At 63.9% G+C, this 16,387-nt stretch carries 10 protein-coding genes, 1 tRNA gene, 2 rRNA genes and 1 pseudogene; 7 read left to right on the top strand and 7 right to left on the bottom strand.

Annotation, left to right across the window (positions count from 1 at the left end; all coding sequences use genetic code 11):
* Positions 1 to 145 precede the first annotated feature (145 nt).
* From pgeF to VHN57_RS19185, 7 genes are all read left to right on the top strand, one after another.
* The gene (gene pgeF, locus VHN57_RS19155; RefSeq protein WP_125989191.1) at positions 146 to 907 is read left to right on the top strand and encodes a peptidoglycan editing factor PgeF; all 762 of its coding nucleotides are present in this window, start codon (positions 146 to 148) and stop codon (positions 905 to 907) included.
* 54 nt (positions 908 to 961) lie between these two features.
* Entirely contained in the window at positions 962 to 1,747 is a 786-nt protein-coding gene (locus tag VHN57_RS19160; protein ID WP_048938538.1) for a FadR/GntR family transcriptional regulator, read from the top strand.
* Between the two features lie 154 nt (positions 1,748 to 1,901).
* On the top strand, positions 1,902 to 3,989 hold the full coding sequence (locus VHN57_RS19165) for a PQQ-dependent dehydrogenase, methanol/ethanol family (RefSeq protein WP_423284911.1): 2,088 nt from the start codon (positions 1,902 to 1,904) through the stop codon (positions 3,987 to 3,989).
* Positions 3,989 to 4,660 carry a CoxG family protein gene (locus tag VHN57_RS19170; protein WP_278985672.1) on the top strand — a complete coding sequence of 224 codons (672 nt, stop codon included), beginning with the start codon at positions 3,989 to 3,991 and terminating at the stop codon, positions 4,658 to 4,660. The genes VHN57_RS19165 and VHN57_RS19170 overlap by 1 nt, the downstream gene beginning before the upstream one ends.
* Entirely contained in the window at positions 4,657 to 5,526 is an 870-nt protein-coding gene (locus VHN57_RS19175) for an FAD binding domain-containing protein (RefSeq protein ID WP_278985673.1), read from the top strand. The genes VHN57_RS19170 and VHN57_RS19175 overlap by 4 nt, the downstream gene beginning before the upstream one ends.
* Positions 5,523 to 6,002 (top strand): (2Fe-2S)-binding protein, encoded by a 480-nt coding sequence (locus VHN57_RS19180; RefSeq protein WP_423284914.1) that lies wholly within the window; start codon positions 5,523 to 5,525, stop codon positions 6,000 to 6,002. The genes VHN57_RS19175 and VHN57_RS19180 overlap by 4 nt, the downstream gene beginning before the upstream one ends.
* On the top strand, positions 5,999 to 8,764 hold the full coding sequence (locus tag VHN57_RS19185) for a xanthine dehydrogenase family protein molybdopterin-binding subunit (RefSeq protein ID WP_423284916.1): 2,766 nt from the start codon (positions 5,999 to 6,001) through the stop codon (positions 8,762 to 8,764). The genes VHN57_RS19180 and VHN57_RS19185 overlap by 4 nt, the downstream gene beginning before the upstream one ends.
* 567 nt (positions 8,765 to 9,331) lie before the next feature.
* On the opposite strand, the gene VHN57_RS19190 is transcribed toward VHN57_RS19185, so the two are convergent.
* The 7 genes and pseudogenes from VHN57_RS19190 to VHN57_RS19220 all read right to left on the bottom strand — a co-directional run bounded on the left by VHN57_RS19190 (position 9,332) and on the right by VHN57_RS19220 (position 16,363).
* On the bottom strand, positions 9,332 to 10,375 hold the full coding sequence (locus tag VHN57_RS19190) for an IS110-like element ISShsp1 family transposase (protein ID WP_423283350.1): 1,044 nt from the start codon (positions 10,373 to 10,375) through the stop codon (positions 9,332 to 9,334).
* Between the two features lie 52 nt (positions 10,376 to 10,427).
* Positions 10,428 to 12,059 (bottom strand): annotated as a pseudogene (tnpC, locus tag VHN57_RS19195) (IS66 family transposase); the annotation flags it as partial.
* 73 nt (positions 12,060 to 12,132) lie between these two features.
* Positions 12,133 to 12,474 (bottom strand): IS66 family insertion sequence element accessory protein TnpB, encoded by a 342-nt coding sequence (tnpB, locus tag VHN57_RS19200; RefSeq protein WP_423284918.1) that lies wholly within the window; start codon positions 12,472 to 12,474, stop codon positions 12,133 to 12,135.
* Entirely contained in the window at positions 12,471 to 12,839 is a 369-nt protein-coding gene (gene tnpA, locus VHN57_RS19205; RefSeq protein ID WP_423284920.1) for an IS66-like element accessory protein TnpA, read from the bottom strand. Before tnpA ends, tnpB begins: the two co-directional genes overlap by 4 nt.
* Positions 12,840 to 13,093: 254 nt before the next feature.
* Positions 13,094 to 13,170, bottom strand: a tRNA-Met gene (locus tag VHN57_RS19210).
* Positions 13,171 to 13,280: 110 nt separating this feature from the next.
* Positions 13,281 to 13,395: ribosomal RNA gene (gene rrf, locus VHN57_RS19215) — 5S ribosomal RNA — on the bottom strand.
* Between the two features lie 176 nt (positions 13,396 to 13,571).
* A 23S ribosomal RNA gene (locus tag VHN57_RS19220) occupies positions 13,572 to 16,363 on the bottom strand.
* Between the last annotated feature and the right edge of the window lie 24 nt (positions 16,364 to 16,387).

A 16,387-nucleotide genomic window follows, 5' to 3' on the forward strand; every position in this document is an offset into this window, starting at 1 on the left:
ACCCTTTATTGGAGTCTTCTGCCCGGGCGACGCGTTAGCCGCCCCCCCTTTTCTGTGGGACGGGAGACTATCGCCTAATCCGCCATGCGCAAGTATGTTGCGCTTCTGAGACATGCTTCTTCACTGAACGCGCGAAGGAAATTTTATGATCGAGTTGCTGCGGGCGCCCGCGCTGGGCGATGTCCCGCATGGCTTTGCCGGACGACAGGGGGGCGTATCGACCGGGGTGTGCGCCGGTTTGAATGTCGGGCTGGGGTCGGAGGATGACCGGCTGGCGATCCTGCGCAACCGCGATCTGGCGCGTGACGCGCTGCTGCCCGGCGCCACGCTGGTGACGGTGCGACAGGTCCATTCGCCCGATGTCGTGACCGTGACCGCGCCGATCGCCGAGGATGAACGGCCCGAGGCGGATGCGATGGTCACCCGCACGCCGGGGCTGATCCTGGGCATATTGACCGCCGACTGCGTGCCGGTGCTGTTCGCCGACCGGGAAGCCGGCGTGATCGGAGCGGCCCATGCCGGCTGGAAGGGCGCGATCAGCGGCGTCACCGACCGGACGATCGCGGCGATGGAGATGCTGGGCGCGACGCGTGCGGGCATTGCCTGCGCCATCGGCCCGTGCATCGGGCGCGCTTCCTATGAGGTGACTTTGGACTTTGCCGAGCGGTTCGAGCGGGACGACGCGGACAATGCGCGATTCTTCAGCGCCGGGCGGGCGGGCCACTGCCAGTTCGACATTGCCGCCTATGTCGCGTCGCGGCTGCAGGCGGCGGGGATCGGGCGGATCAGCCTGCTGGACGAGGACACCTATAGCCAGGCCGATCGCTTCTTCAGCTATCGCCGGTCCTGCCATGCGCAGGAAGGTGATTATGGCCGGCAGATATCGATGATCGCCTTACCCAGCTGAACCCGGCTGAGGGGCTTCAAAAGCGGGACGGAGTAGCGCATGAGAGGGGCTGACATGACCAGTTCTTCCCAGACCCTGCCGGACGTCGGCGATGGCAGCCGCCTTTATCAGCAACTGGCCCGGCGGTTGCTCGCGGACCTGGCGGGTGGCCGCTATGCCGTGGGCGACCGGCTGCCGCCCGAGCGCGAGCTGGCGATCGAGCATGATGTCAGCCGGCCGACCGTGCGCGAGGCGATCATCGCGCTGGAGGTGCAGGGACTGGTCGAGGTGCGGGTCGGATCGGGCGCCTATGTGGTGCGCATTCCCGGTGCCGATCGCCAGGCGGCCGAGGCGCCCCGGTTCAGCATAACCGCCTTCGAGCTGATGGAGGCGCGACTGGCGATCGAGGGCGAGGCCGCGGCGCTGGCGGCACTGCATGCCCGACCGGACGAACTGGACGAACTGGACCGGCTGGTCGAACAAATCGCCAGCGAGAATCTGCGCGATGGCGATGCCTATGCCGTCGACCAGCAGTTTCACATGCTGATCGCGCAGGCGACGCGCAACGCGGCGCTGGTCGACAGTGTCGCGCGGCTGTGGGAAATGCGGGCGAGCGCGCCGGAATCGCGGCTGCTGCTCGCCAAGGCCCGTGCCGCCAAGGTGACGCCGGTTGTCGAGGAGCATCGCGTCATCGCCCAGGCGATCCGGGCGCGCGATCCGGCAGCGGCGCGCGCGGCGATGCGCGGCCATCTGGCGGCGGTGATCGACCATCTGCTGTTCGCGACCGAGGAGGCCGCGGTCGAGGAAGCGCGCAAAGCGGCGCAATCGACCCGCGCCCGCTTCGCCCCCGGCGCGGACTGATCCCGACACGGCAAAATTGACAGCGATGATGACAGCACCGGGGCGATGCCCGCGGGCGATGGCCTGCGCCTGCTTGACCGGCTGACCCACAAAAACTAAACACCTGTTCAGTCAAACAGGCATCGCGGCAAGCGGGCAGGACGGGAGAGAGCGGATGCGGGGGACGCGCGGGCTGTTTCTGGTACGGACGGTGGCGGGACTGGCGCTGGCGGCGTCGGCCGCCGGGCTGGTGGCGCAGCAGGTGGTGCAGACCGGCACGGGGGCCGACTGGCCCGGTGTCGGCGGCAGCGCCGACGAGAGCGGCTATAGCCAGCTGAGCGCGATCAACACCGCCAATATCCGCAAGCTGGGCCTGGCCTGGTCACTCGATCTGGAGGGCGAGGTATCGCTGGAGGCGACCCCGCTGGCGGTGAACGGCATCCTCTATTTCAGCGGCAGCTATGGCGCGGTCTATGCCGTCGACGGGGCGAGCGGCAGGCTGATCTGGAAATATGATCCGGAAATCTGGAAGGTCAATCCGACCCGGCAGGCGATGGGCATGGGGGTCAATCGCGGTGTCGCTTACGACAATGGCCGCATCTTCATCGGCGTGCTGGACGGCCGGCTGATCGCGCTGGATGCCAGGACCGGCGCGGTCGCCTGGAGCGTCAACACCCTGCCGCCCGGCACGATGCACAGCCTGACCGGCGCGCCGCGCACCTTCAACGGCAAGGTCATCATCGGCAATGGCGGCGCCGATATCGGCCAGCGCGGCTTCGTCACCGCCTATGACCAGAAGACCGGGGCGCAGGTCTGGCGTTTCTGGACGGTGCCGGGCAGCCCGGAGCAGAATGCCGGCGACCCGGTGATGGAAATGGCGGCCAGGAGCTGGAACGGTTCCTACTGGAAGACCGGCACCGGCGGCACGGTGTGGAACGGCATGACCTTCGACCCGGAGCTCAACCGCATCTATCTGGGCGTCGGCAATGCCGGCCCCTATGACCCGGAAAAGCGCAGTCCGGGCGGCGGCGACAATCTGTTGGTCGCCTCGATCGTCGCGCTGGACGCCGATAGCGGCCAATATATCTGGCATTATCAGCAAAACCCCCGCGAAAGCTGGGATTACAAGGCGACCGCCAACATGATCGCCGCGACCGTGACGATCGACGGCCGGCCGCGCAAAGTGCTGATGCAGCAGCCGACCAACGGCTTCTTCTATGTGCTGGACCGCGAGACCGGAAAACTCATCTCCGCCGAGAAGGTCGGCAAGGTGAGCTGGGCCAGCCATATCGACATGGCGACGGGACGCCCGGTGGAAACCGCCAATGCCCATTATCAGGACGGGCCGGTCGACATCTATCCCAGCACATTGGGCAGCCATAACTGGCAGGCGATGAGCTACAGTCCGCAGACAGGTCTGGCCTATATCCCCTATATGCAGGCCGGCGCCCGCTACGCGAAGGCGGACAAGGGGTTCCTGGCCAGCATCACCGGGGCCAGCGCCAGCTTCATCACGCAAAAGCGCGACAAGGACGACCTGACCGGCGCGTTGCTGGCGTGGGATCCGGTGGCGCAGAAGGCGCGCTGGCGCATGGCGCGGTCCCATCTGTGGAATGGCGGGACGCTGGCGACGGCAGGCGGGCTTGTGTTCCAGGGGACGGCCGACGGCTATGTCCGCGCGCATGACGCGGCGAGCGGCAAGGAAGTGTGGCGCTTCAATGCGGGACTGGGGATCATCGGCGCGCCGATGAGCTATGCCATCGGCGACACCCAATATGTGTCGCTGCTGGTCGGCTGGGGCGGCACCACGGCGGCGGCGAGCGAGATATTGAATGTCGGCTGGAAATATGGCGCCCAGCCCCGCCGGCTGCTGAGCTTCGCGATCGGCGGCAAGGCGCGGCTGGCGCCATCGCCGCCGCGCGACATGGCGGTCCATGCGCTCGACGATCCCGGCATCGTGCTGGACGAAAAGGCGGTGGCCGCGGGCAAGGAGATGGGCTTCATCTGCGGCGCATGCCACGGCATGGCGTTCAAGGGCGCCGGCGCACCGGGGCCGGATCTGCGCGAATCCGCCCTGTCGCTGTCGGAGGAGAATTTCTACCAGGTGGTGCAGGAAGGCGCGCTGGCCGAACGGGGCATGCCGCGCTTCCCGCTGGGCAAGGCGCAAATCCACAATATCTGGTCCTATCTGCGCGCCACCGCGCGCGAGGCGCTGGGCACGCGCAAGCCCGACACCGACACACCGACGGCGGCGCGCTTCTGATGCGGATGACCGGCGAGGAGCGGATCGCCGCGCCGCGCGACGCGGTATGGCAGGCGCTCAATGATCCGGCGATGCTGCGCCAGTGCATTCCCGGCTGCCAGTCGCTGGAGCGTGACGGCGAGGACCGGTTGCGGGCCGAGATCGCGGTGAAGATCGGGCCGATCGGCGCGCGCTTTGCCGGCACCGTCACCCTGTCGGAGATCGACGCCCCCAATGGTTATCGCATCAGCGGTGAGGGCCAGGGCGGGACGGTGGGCCATGCCAAGGGCGGCGCGAAGGTGACGCTGGCCGACGACGGCTCCCAAACGCGCCTGTCCTATGCGGTCGAAGCGGAGGTCGGCGGCCGGCTGGCGCAGCTGGGCGGGCCGATCATCGACGCGACGGCAAAGCAGCTTGTGGGACAATTTTTCCGCAACTTCAACGCGGTGGTCAGCGGTGGTGGCATGCCGGCGGAGGATGGACCGGTCGCGGCGGTGACGGCGCCGGTGCAGGCTCCGCCATCGGCGGGCGGCCATCCCTGGGGCTGGATCATCGCGCTATTGCTGGCGCTGGCGACCGGGGTGCTGCTGGAGCGCAGCGGCGTGGCGGGCACCGGCATGGTGGCGATCGGCCTGTTGCTGGCGGTGACGGCGCTGGCCGGGTTCGAGGCCGGGCGCAGGGGGCGGCGATGAAGCCCGCGCCGTTCGACTATGTCCGCGCCACCAGCATCGACCATGGCTGCGCGCTGCTGGCCGAGGCCGGCGGCGGCGCGCAATTGCTGGCGGGCGGCCAGACGCTGATGCCGTTGCTGGCGCTGCGCATGAGCCAGCCCTTCATCCTGATCGACATCGGCCATCTGCCCGAATTGCAGGGCATCGCCCCCCATGCCGGCGGCCTGCGGATCGGCGCGGCGACGCGGCAGGCCGATGCGCTGGCCAATCCGCTGCTGGTACAGGCCTTGCCGGTCTTCGTCACGGCGCTGGCCCATGTCGGCCATCACCAGACCCGCAATCGCGGGACGATCGGCGGGTCGATCGCGCTCGGCGAACCGGCGGCCGAGATGCCGGCGACAGCGGTGGCGCTGGGGGCGTCCATGACCCTGCGGTCGGTGCGCGGCGCGCGGACCATGGCCGCCGACGACCTCTATCTTGGCCCCTATGCAACCGCGATCGCGCAGGACGAACTGCTGGTGGCGATCGATTATCCCGCCTGGCCGGCGGATGCGGTGCCGCTGTTCCGTGAAGTGGCGCGGCGGCCCGGCGATTTCGCGCTGGTCGGGCTGGTCGGCGCGCTGGCGATCGTGGAGGGACGGATTGAGCGGGCGGGCATCGCCTGGTTCGGCATGGGACCGACACCGATGCGCGCGCGGCAGGCAGAGCAGGCGCTGATCGGCCAGGCGATCGACCGGATCGATGTGCAGGCCATTGCCGATCTGGCGATCGCCGACAGCGCGCCATTTGACGACGGCCATGCCAGCGCCGCCTATCGACGCAGCGTCGGCCGGCGAATCTTCGCCAGCGCCCTGGCGCAGGCGCTCGACCGGAGGCTGGCAGCATGAGCGAGCATCCCATCGCCCTGACCGTAAACGGCCAGCAGCATCGCGGGCTGGTGGACGGGCGGCTGACGCTGAGCGACTGGCTGCGCGATCGGGCCGGCTATACTGGCGTCCATGTCGGCTGCGAGCAGGGGGTGTGCGGCGCCTGCACGGTGATCGTAGACGGGCGCGCGGTGCGGTCCTGCCTGATGCTGGCGGTGCAGGCCGATGGATGCAGCCTGACCACGGTGGAGGGGCTGGCCGCGGCCGACGGCACACTCCACCCGGTGCAGCAGGCGCTCAAGGATTGCCATGGCCTGCAATGCGGTTTCTGCACGCCCGGCATCGTCATGACCCTGGCCGCGCTGCGGGCAGACGGCGCCCGCCCCGACGAAGCGGCGATGACCGAGGCCATGTCCGGTCATCTGTGCCGCTGCACCGGCTATCAGGGGATACGCCGCGCGATCCGGCAACTGGCGGCGGAGGATGGCACGCCATGAACGCGCCGCCGATTTCCGCCCAGCGCTTCATCGGCCAGCGCGTGCCGCGCAAGGAGGATGGCCGGCTGCTGACCGGGCGCGGCAGCTTCGTCGACGATATCATCCTGCCCGGCATGCTGCACGCCGCCTTCGTCCGCAGCCCGATCGCGCGCGGCAGGATCCGGTCGATCGACACCGATGTCGCACGCGCCCAGCCCGGCGTCCATGCGGTGCTGACCCAGGCGGACCTGGCGCCGTTCGGCGTCACCATGCTGAGTTTCTTCCTCGGCCCGGTGGAGGTGGCGATGACCCCGCTGGCGGACGGGCGGGTCGCCTATGTCGGCCATCCGGTCGCGCTGGTGATCGCCGACGACCGTTATCTGGCCGAGGATGCCGCCAGCCTGGTCCTGGTCGATTATGCCGAGGAAACCGCCGTCGTCACGCTGGACGATGCGCGCCTTGGCCCACGGGTGCATCCCGATACCGACGACAATGTCGCCGCGCTGATGGGCGAGGAGGACGCCGATGCCGCGCTGGAGGCGCTGCTGGCGGGCGCGCCGCATCTGGTCAGCCAGTCGATTCGCCATCAGCGCATCGCCCAGTCGCCGATGGAGACGCGCGGCGTGGTGGCGAGCCTGCAGGGCGAGAGCGAACTGCTGGTCCATATCACCTGTGCCGGGCCGCAGTTGGTGGCGCGCTGGCTGACGCTGGCGCTCGACCGGCCGGGGCTGAGCGTGCGGGTGGTGGCCAAGGATGTCGGCGGCTCCTTCGGCCTCAAGAGCCATCCCTGGATGGAGGAGGTGTCCGCCATCCTTGCCGCCATGCTGCTGCGCCGGCCGGTCAAGTGGATCGAGGACCGGATCGAGAATCTGACCGCCGCCAACCAGGCGCGCGAGCAGGAAATGACATTGCGCGCCGCCTTCGACACGGACGGGCGGCTGATCGCCAGCCATGCCGATTATGCGCTCAACAATGGCGCCTATCCGATGGGGGCGGACGCCAATATCGCGGTCCATATGTTCCTGTGGGCGGCCTATAATATCCCCGCCTACAGCTTCGTATCGCGCGGCTGGTACAGCAATACGCCGGGGCTGGCCGCCTATCGTGGCCCCTGGGCGATCGAGACGCTGGCGCGCGAGACTTTGCTCGACCGGGCGGCGCGCCAGATCGGCGTCGATCCGGTGGAGATTCGCCGGCGCAACCTCTGCACCGCTGCTGACCAGCCGTCGGTCACGCCGCTCGGCATCCCGCGCGAGGACATCACGCCAGCGCAATGTCTGGAAAAGCTGCTGGAGGTGGTGGACGTGCCCGCCTTCCGCGCGGAGCAGGCGGCGGCGCGGGCACAGGGGCGCTATCTGGGCCTTGGCTTTGCCGCCTATATCGAGCCGACCGGCGCGGCGGGCAGCATCGCGGTGATGACCGGCGAACTGGCGCAGCTGCGGATCGAACCGACCGGACGGGTGGTCGCGGTGATGAGCGTCCATTCGCAGGGCCATGGCACCCAGACGACGATGGCGCAGTGCATTGCCGATCAGTTGGGCGTGCCAATCGAGGACGTCACCATCTTCGACGGCGACAGTTCGCGCGGCGGCTTTGGCCCCGGCGCGGGCGGCAGTCGACAAGGGGTGATCGGCGGCGGCGCGGCGATCCGGGCCGGCCGCCTGCTCGCCGACAAGGTGAAGGTGGTGGCCGCCCATCTGCTCAACGCCAGTCCGGAGGCGATCAGCCTGGCGGGTGGGATGGTCCATGTCGCCGGTGCGCCGGAGATGCGGCGGACGCTGCGCGAGATTGCCGAGATCGCCTATGGCGAGCCGGGGCGATTGCCGCCGGGCATGGAGACGGGGCTGGAAGCACAATATCGCTATGATCCGCCGCCCATGACCTTCACCAGCGCGGCCCATGCCTGCATCGTCGAGGTCGATGCCGATACCGGCTTCGTGACGATCCGCCGCTGGGTCAGCAGCGAGGATTGCGGGGTGATGATCAACCCGGCGGTGGTAGAGGGGCAGATTGCCGGCGGCCTTGCCCAGGCGATCGGCAGCGTGCTACTGGAGGATGCCGCGCGCGATGCGCAGGGCAATCCGACGGCGGCGACCTTCAAGGATTATGCGCTGCCGACAATCTTCGACGTGCCCGATTTCGAATATGTCCATGCCGATACGCCGTCGCAGGCCGAAGGCGGCTTTCGCGGCGTTGGCGAGGGCGGCTGCATCATCGGCCCGCCAACCCTGGTCAATGCTATCGCGGATGCGCTTTCGCCGTTCGGCGAGGTGCCGGTGGACCTGCCGCTGACGCCGGACAAGCTGATGACCGTGATCGAAGGGCAGCCCTGGCCCGAACGTCCGGTCAGTCGCTTCCATCCCGATCATCGGGCGCCGGAGGTCGATGCCCCTGCCCCGGTAGCGCCCCCTCCTCCGCCGATCGCGCCTGTCGCCCCGGTTGGCATTGACGGCGCATGGCAGCTGGTGCTCGCGACGCCGATGGGGCCGCAGCCGATGGTGGCGCATTTCGAGGTTTCGGGCGAGCGGGTGACGGGACGGCTGGAGGCCGATCAGGGCTCGCAGGCGTTTTCCGGCACGCTGAGCGGCAATCAGCTGTCCTGGGAGATGAAGGTCACCAGGCCGATGGCGATCAGTAAGCATCCGGTGAGAGCCGCAGGCGCTCAGGCAGTTTCGCGGTTTGGCCAAAGGAACGGTGCAGAACCGAGAACAAAACCGAGAAACGCGGCCTGGAGTGGTAATGCGACTTTGAAGCCCGGAATGCCAAGCACGAAGAATCCGTAAGAATTTGCAGCGACGTCGGAGATCATAATCGCTACGGCAAGCGCCAGACCAACCCGAAGTTTGCCGAGCAGCAGCAGGCCTATAGTGGCTAGGTCGAGGAAGAGCAGCGCAGACCAGAATGCTTCCAACAGGGCCGGAGCCCAGTTGTAGGGCCGCGCGCCGTAGCTGAGAAAATCCCTGCCATGATTGAAAGCGCCAACGGCAAAGCATGCGACGTAGACGCCAAGTACGGCTTTTTGCGTCAAGGAGTGCTTTCGAATGGTTTGGCTCAATCTTTCCAGTTCCATATGTGGACGGCTCCCTCTTGCAAGGGCTGAACGGAAAATTTGATCGGATCGCTTGCTTCCATATGTCCGGCCTTTCGGTGCGGTCGCACGTGACCGCTGGCCAAGATGGTTTCCGCGGTGTGTGTTCCCAACACGGCAGCGGCCTGTGATGGCCACTGGAACTGACGGAGTGTCACACGCCTCGGATCGATCGATCGCACCATCTGCTCTCTTCATGCAAGATCACGGATCAGCTCAGTACGATAGCATTGATATTCTGCTCATCGCTCCTGGCTAATTCTTATGCTGCTACCGCAGTAAGGGCGGGCGGCGCGACGCATTGGTATCGCTCGCCGCTCACCATGAGTTTCCACGCGACACGTGCGGCTTTGTTAGCAACGGCAACCGCAACGAGCTTAGGTGATTTTCGTCCAATCAAGCCGATAAGCCATGGTGTGAGATTCCTACCTCGCCCATTGCGGGCGTGCTGAACGACTGCGGTAGCTCCGACCACGAGCGTGCTTCTGAGAAGTTCATCACCAGCGCGAGTGATAACGCCGTGTCTTGTCTTGCCGGCGGTCGAGTGATCTTTAGGGGTCAGGCCCATCCATGCCGCAAAATCCCGACCGGATTTGAATAGATGCGGATCGGGCGTTTTCATCATGAGCAAGGTCGCGCCGATAGGCCCAACGCCGGGAATTTTGGCCAGTCGCTGACTACATTCGTCGTTGCGATGCCATTCCATCAGCTTCGCGTCGATCCGTTCGATCTCGCACTGGAGCTGCGCATATTCCTTTCCCTGCAGGGCAAAAAGTTCGCGCGCCAATTCGGGTATCGTTTCATCTGCCGCGATGCGCTCGAGAAGCGGTACGACGCGACATGCACCCGTCGCCGCAGTGATGCCGAACTCCGCGCCATACCCTCGTATAGCGTTGACGAGCTGGGTGCGCTTCTGGATGAGCCTTTCGCGCACCCCGACCAACATGAGCGCCGCCTGTTGTTCTGCAGTCTTTACTGGAACGAAGCGCATTGTTGGGCGGCTCACCGCTTCGCAGAGAGCTTCGGCATCCGCCGCGTCGTTCTTGCCGCGCTTGACGTAGGGCTTCGCTAATTGCGGCGCGATCAACCTTACGTCATGCCCGAGCGATCCGAGAAGACGAGCCCAATGATGTGAACTGCCGCATGCCTCGATAGCGACGACGGTGGGTGGCAGCTTTTCGAAAAACCGAACCATTTCCCGGCGCATCAACTTCTTGCGCAGCACTGCCTTCTCCGCTGCATCGACGCCATGCAGTTGAAAAACGTTCTTTGACGTATCCATGCCTATGCGGGTAATTTGCTCCACGGGCGGCTCCCTTGATTAAGTCTTGCAACGTACTCACTCTGGCACATTGCGATGCCGTTGGGAGCCGTCCACCCCAACATGGCAGCAGTTCGTCGATCCGGTTGACCGGATGCTCTGCGATGCGCGCAAGGACATCGGCCAGCCAAGCCTGCGGATCGACATCGTTAAGACGGGCGGTCTGGATCAGCGAGTAAAGCACGGCGGCGCGCTGTCCACCGCGATCGGAGCCGCAGAACAGCCAGGCCTTGCGCCCGAGGGGCACGCAGCGCAGCGCCCGTTCGGCCGCGTTGTTCGTGAGGCAGATCCGGCCATCGCCCAAGAACCGGGTGAAGGCATCCCAGCGCCGGAGCATGTAGTTTATCGCCTTAGCCAGATCGTGGCTGCGCGACAGCTTCGCGAGCTGGGCAGTGAGCCAAGCGTGCAGGTCCGTCATCAGTGGCGCGCTGAAGTCCTGCCGGACGGCGACACGCTCTTCGGCCGCCTTGCCGTTGATGCCACGCTCGATCTCGAACAGGGCATCAACGCGCTGCACGGCTTCCAGCGCAATCGGATAGATCATGCCGGTACGCTCACCGCGGCTCTTCCGGCGCGCGGCAGCCTCGACGTCGGCCAGTTCGAAGAACTTGCGCCGTGCGTGTGCAAAGCAGCCCGCCTCGATCACGGGTGCAGGCTGACGGCCGGGCGCGTAGAGCTCGTTGTAGCCGCCATAGGCATCGGCCTGCAGAATCCCTGCCCATGACGCCAGGTGCGCCCGAGGATGCTCGCCGCGCCGGTCGCGGGAATAGTGGAACAGGGCTGCGGGCGGATCGCTGCCGGCGAAGGGCCGGTCATCGCGAACGTAGACCCACAGGCGCGCGGTATCCGTCTTGCCCTTGGCTAGGACCGGCACAGTCGTATCGTCGCCATGCAAACGCCGGGCGGCCAGGACATGGGCCTCGATCCTTAGATAGAGCGGCATTAGGGCAAAGGCCGCCGCGCCGACCTGGTCGGCCAGCGTCGAGGTGCTGAGCGCCACGCCTTCGCGCGCGAAGCGCTCGGCCTGGCGGTTGAGGGGCTGGTGCTGGCCAAACTTCTCGAACAGCAGCATGGCGAGGAAACTGGGGCCGGCCCATCCGCGCGGCACGACATGGAACGGCGCCGGGGGCTGTGTGATCGTCTCGCAATCCCGGCACGAAAACTTCTCGCGCACCGTCTGGATCACCTTCCACTGGCGCGGGATCACCTCGAGAGTCTCGGTCACGTCCTCGCCCAGCTTCGACAGACGCGCGCCGCCGCAAGCCGGGCACGAACATGGAGCAGGAATGACGACGCGCTCGCGCGGGAGATGTTCGGGGAACGGCTTGCGGCTCGGCCGCTTGCGCCCAAAGGCGGCGACATCGGCGGTCCTGGCCGCGGCGACTTCGGCGGCCAGGTCATCCTCGCAGGCATCGGCCTCAAGGTCTTCCAACTGTAGCTCAAGTTGGTCGAGTAACCGGCGGCTGCGCTCGGCGCTGGCGCCATATTGCTCGCGGCGCAGCTTGGCGATCTGCAGCTTGAGGTGGGCGATCATCGCCTCGGTCGCGCTCTCGCGGGCTCTGGCATTGGCGAGGCGCGCTTCGGCATCGTCGGCGCGTTCGAGCGCGGCGGACAGCAGCGCCCTGAGCGCTTCGACGTCGTCCGGGAGGGGCGATACGGCCGTGTCCATGACGGGCATGGAATCACAGATCATCCCAGGGTTGAAGCCGAAAATGCCTCGGGAAGCGAAGAAAGTGCTCGGCCTATCCCGCGCTCTGCGGGCGCCAGGAGTACTGCGGGTTACGCCAGTCTATCCCCTCCAGCAGGCAGGACAATTGCGCGTTGGTCAGCGAGACGATCCCGTCCTTCGCCGAAGGCCACACGAAGCGTCCCTGCTCGAGCCGCTTGGAATAGAGGGACATGCCGATCCCGTCGTGCCAAATGATCTTAATCAGTGATCCGGTCCGTCCGCGAAACACGAACAGGTCGCCTCCGTGCGGATCGCGCTTCAGACCCTGCTGGACCTGCAAGGCCAGCCCTTGCATCCCTTTGCGCATATCCGTGTGACCCATGGCGATCCACACCCGCGCGCCCGCTGGGATCACCGCAGCGCCTTCAAGGTCGCCGCTACCAGTCCGGCGGGCGCCTCGGCCGAAATGCGAACGAGCCGGCCGTCGCTCAGTTCGACGGTGATCACGCCGCAGCGATCGCAACCGTCCACCTTCTCGTCCTCGGCGAGGACCGCCCGGGCAAAGGTCATGTCTGCCATCGGGAGAGCAGTCCCTTCGGCTTGTTCGCGTCGCAGATTGCGCCGCCAGGTGTAGATGAGGCTGGTCGATACGTCCCGCCGCCGGGCTACGTCGGCGACACATGCGCCCGGCGCGAAGGCTTCGGTCAGGATCTGGAGCCGTTCCTCGTCTCGCCACCGACGCCGCCGCTCCGGCCCCGTCATCACCGTGATCTGCCCCATGCTGCGCTCCTAAGCTCGCTCATACGAGCGCTCTTAAGACCGGTCGTTCACTCGCCGTACAAGGCGGGCCTCACCGGATGGGTACGGCGATCACGCTTAAATATGCGCTGCTGTTCGATGGCGATGTCGTGAGCGGCAAGTGCAGGATGGGGCTGTTCGGCACGGCGAAGGTGCGAGGCGCTCGGGTGCGATGATTTGCGGCCACAAAAAAGCCGCCTTGGGGAGATCCGAGGCGGCGTGTGCGTGTGTTGTGTTGGTTGCGGGAGTAGGATTTGAACCTACGACCTTCAGGTTATGAGCCTGACGAGCTACCGGGCTGCTCCATCCCGCGACACTGGGCTTTTGTGTGGCCCTGACATGCAAAAAGGGCGGCTTTGCGGGCCGCCCTGTTTTGTAACATTGTGATGGGTTTTTGATCCGTTGCTATGCGCGTGCTTCAATGCCTGGCGACGCCCTACTCTTCCAGTGCTTGAGCAATAGTACCATCGGCGCAGACTGGTTTCACGGCCGAGTTCGGGATGGGATCGGGTGGGTCACAGACGCTATGGTCACCAAGCAATGAAGCAGGCGCATAACTGCGGGTTTTTAATCGATACCGTGCACTATTCACTTTCACTTGGGAAAGTGAACAACAAGAACTTTGTGTGTTTGATGTTCGTATATCTGGGCTGGCTTAACACCACGCCATCAGCGTTTTTGCTGTTTCCAGCATTGTCGTTGATGGTGGGACTCTTAAGCGCGAACAGAGCAATTAGGACTGGTTAGCTCCATGCGTTACCGCACTTCCACATCCAGCCTATCAACGTCGTGGTCTACGACGGCTCGATGAAATCTTATCTTGAGGGAGGCTTCCCGCTTAGATGCTTTCAGCGGTTATCCCGTCCATACATAGCTACCCTGCTGCGCCACTGGCGTGACGACAGGTACACCAGAGGTATGTTCAACCCGGTCCTCTCGTACTAGGGTCAACTCCTCTCAAATTTCGACGCCCACGGCAGATAGGGACCAAACTGTCTCGCGACGTTCTGAACCCAGCTCACGTACCACTTTAATTGGCGAACAGCCAAACCCTTGGGACCTGCTCCAGCCCCAGGATGTGATGAGCCGACATCGAGGTGCCAAACGATTCCGTCGATATGAGCTCTTGGGAATCATCAGCCTGTTATCCCCGGCGTACCTTTTATCCGTTGAGCGATGGCCCTTCCACGAGGGACCACCGGATCACTATGACCGACTTTCGTCTCTGCTCGACTTGTCAGTCTCGCAGTCAGGCGGGCTTATGCCATTGCACTCTAACAGACGGTTTCCAACCGTCCTGAGCCCACCATCGCGCGCCTCCGTTACTCTTTAGGAGGCGACCGCCCCAGTCAAACTACCCGCCACAGAGGGTCCCTGCACCGGATAACGGTGCGAGGTTAGACATCAGAAAACAACAGGGTGGTATTTCACCTATGGCTCCACATCAACTGGCGTCAATGCTTCAAAGCCTCCCACCTATGCTACACAGTTCTTTCCTAATGCCACTCTGAAGCTGCAGTAAAGGTGCACGGGGTCTTTCCGTCTAACCGCGGGTACTCCGCATCTTCACGGAGAATTCAATTTCGCTGAGCATATCCTGGAGACAGTGGGGAAGTCGTTACGCCATTCGTGCAGGTCGGAACTTACCCGACAAGGAATTTCGCTACCTTAGGACCGTTATAGTTACGGCCGCCGTTTACCTGGGCTTCAATTCAGAGCTTGCACTCCTCCTCTTAACCTTCAGGCACCGGGCAGGCGTCAGGCCCTATACGTCGTCTTGAAGCCGACTTAGCAGAGCCCTGTGTTTTTGCTAAACAGTCGCTACCCCCTGGCCTGTGCCCCCCATCAAAAGTTGCCTTAAGATGGGGCCTCCTTCTTCCGAAGGTACGGAGGCAATTTGCCGAGTTCCTTCAGGATACTTCTCTCAAACGCCTTGGTATACTCTACCATTCCACCTGTGTCGGTTTAGGGTACGGTCTATACGGTGGGGCTATTTCCTGGGACCCCTTCACTGCCCGGAGCAATCCAATAAGCCCGAACAATTTACGGCATCCGTCACACACCACCAGGCCCACGAATATTAACGTGGTTCCCATCGACTACCCCCTTCGGGCTCGTCTTAGGGGCCGGCTTACCCTGCTCAGATTAGCTTTAAGCAGGAACCCTTGGAATTTCGGCGAGAGGGCATCTCACCCTCTTAATCGCTACTCATGTCTGCATTCGCACTTCCGATACCTCCACGGTCGGTTACCCTTCCGCTTCAACGGCCTACGGAACGCTCCGCTACCGCTCAGTCAAAGACTGAACCCTAAGCTTCGGTGCATCACTTTAGCCCCGTTACATCTTCGCCGCAGGATCTCTTATTTAGACCAGTGAGCTGTTACGCTTTCTTTAAAGGATGGCTGCTTCTAAGCCAACCTCCTGGTTGTTTTGGAAATCCCACATGCTTTCCCACTTAGTGATGACTTGGGGACCTTAGCTGTAGGTTAGGGCTGTTTCCCTTTTGACGACGGACCTTAGCACCCGCCGTCTGTCTGCCGAACTAAACTCGTTGGTATTCGGAGTTTGGTTAGAATTGGTAGATCTCGCGACCCCCGCATCCATCCAGTGCTCTACCCCCAACGGCAAATATTCGACGCTCTACCTCAATAGATTTCGCGGAGAACCAGCTATTTCCCGGCTTGATTGGCCTTTCACCCCTAAGCACAACTCATCCGACAATTTTTCAACATTGAACGGTTCGGTCCTCCAGTGCGTGTTACCGCACCTTCAACCTGGTCATGCATAGATCGCCGGGTTTCGGGTCTAATGCATCAAACTATGGCGCCCTATTCAGACTCGCTTTCGCTGCGCCTACACCTAACGGCTTAAGCTTGCTTGATACACTAAGTCACAGACCCATTATGCAAGAGGTACGCGGTCAGGTCTCAAGGACCCTCCCACTGCTTGTAGGCATCCGGTTTCAGGTACTGTTTCACTCCCCTCATCGGGGTGCTTTTCACCTTTCCCTCACGGTACTGGTTCACTATCGGTCATGTACGAGTATTTAGGCTTGGAGGGTGGTCCCCCCATGTTCAGACAGAGTTTCACGTGCTCCGCCCTACTCAAGTCCTGATGTTTCATTTTCGCATACGGGGCTGTCACCCGCTATGGCCGAACTTTCCAGATCGTTCTGCTAATTAAACATCAGGCACTGGCCTGGTCCGCGTTCGCTCGCCACTACTAACGGAATCTCGGTTGATGTCTTTTCCTCCGGGTACTGAGATGTTTCAGTTCTCCGGGTTCGCTTCACCAAAGCCTATTTTATTCAGCTTAGTGATACCTCTCCCATTTAACTACGCGCCTGGAAAACCAAGAACGGAATTAAATGGTGAAGGTGGGTTGTCCCATTCGGAAATCGCGGGATCAAAGCCTGCTCACGGCTCCCCCACGCTTATCGCAGCGTGCCACGTCCTTCATCGCCTGTACATGCCAAGGCATTCACCAGATGCCCTTACCTCACGCTTGAGAGTCCACACCACCAACGACAA

The organism is Sphingobium salicis subsp. salicis, assembly GCF_049472635.1.
In the GTDB taxonomy this organism is placed as follows: domain Bacteria; phylum Pseudomonadota; class Alphaproteobacteria; order Sphingomonadales; family Sphingomonadaceae; genus Sphingobium; species Sphingobium yanoikuyae_A.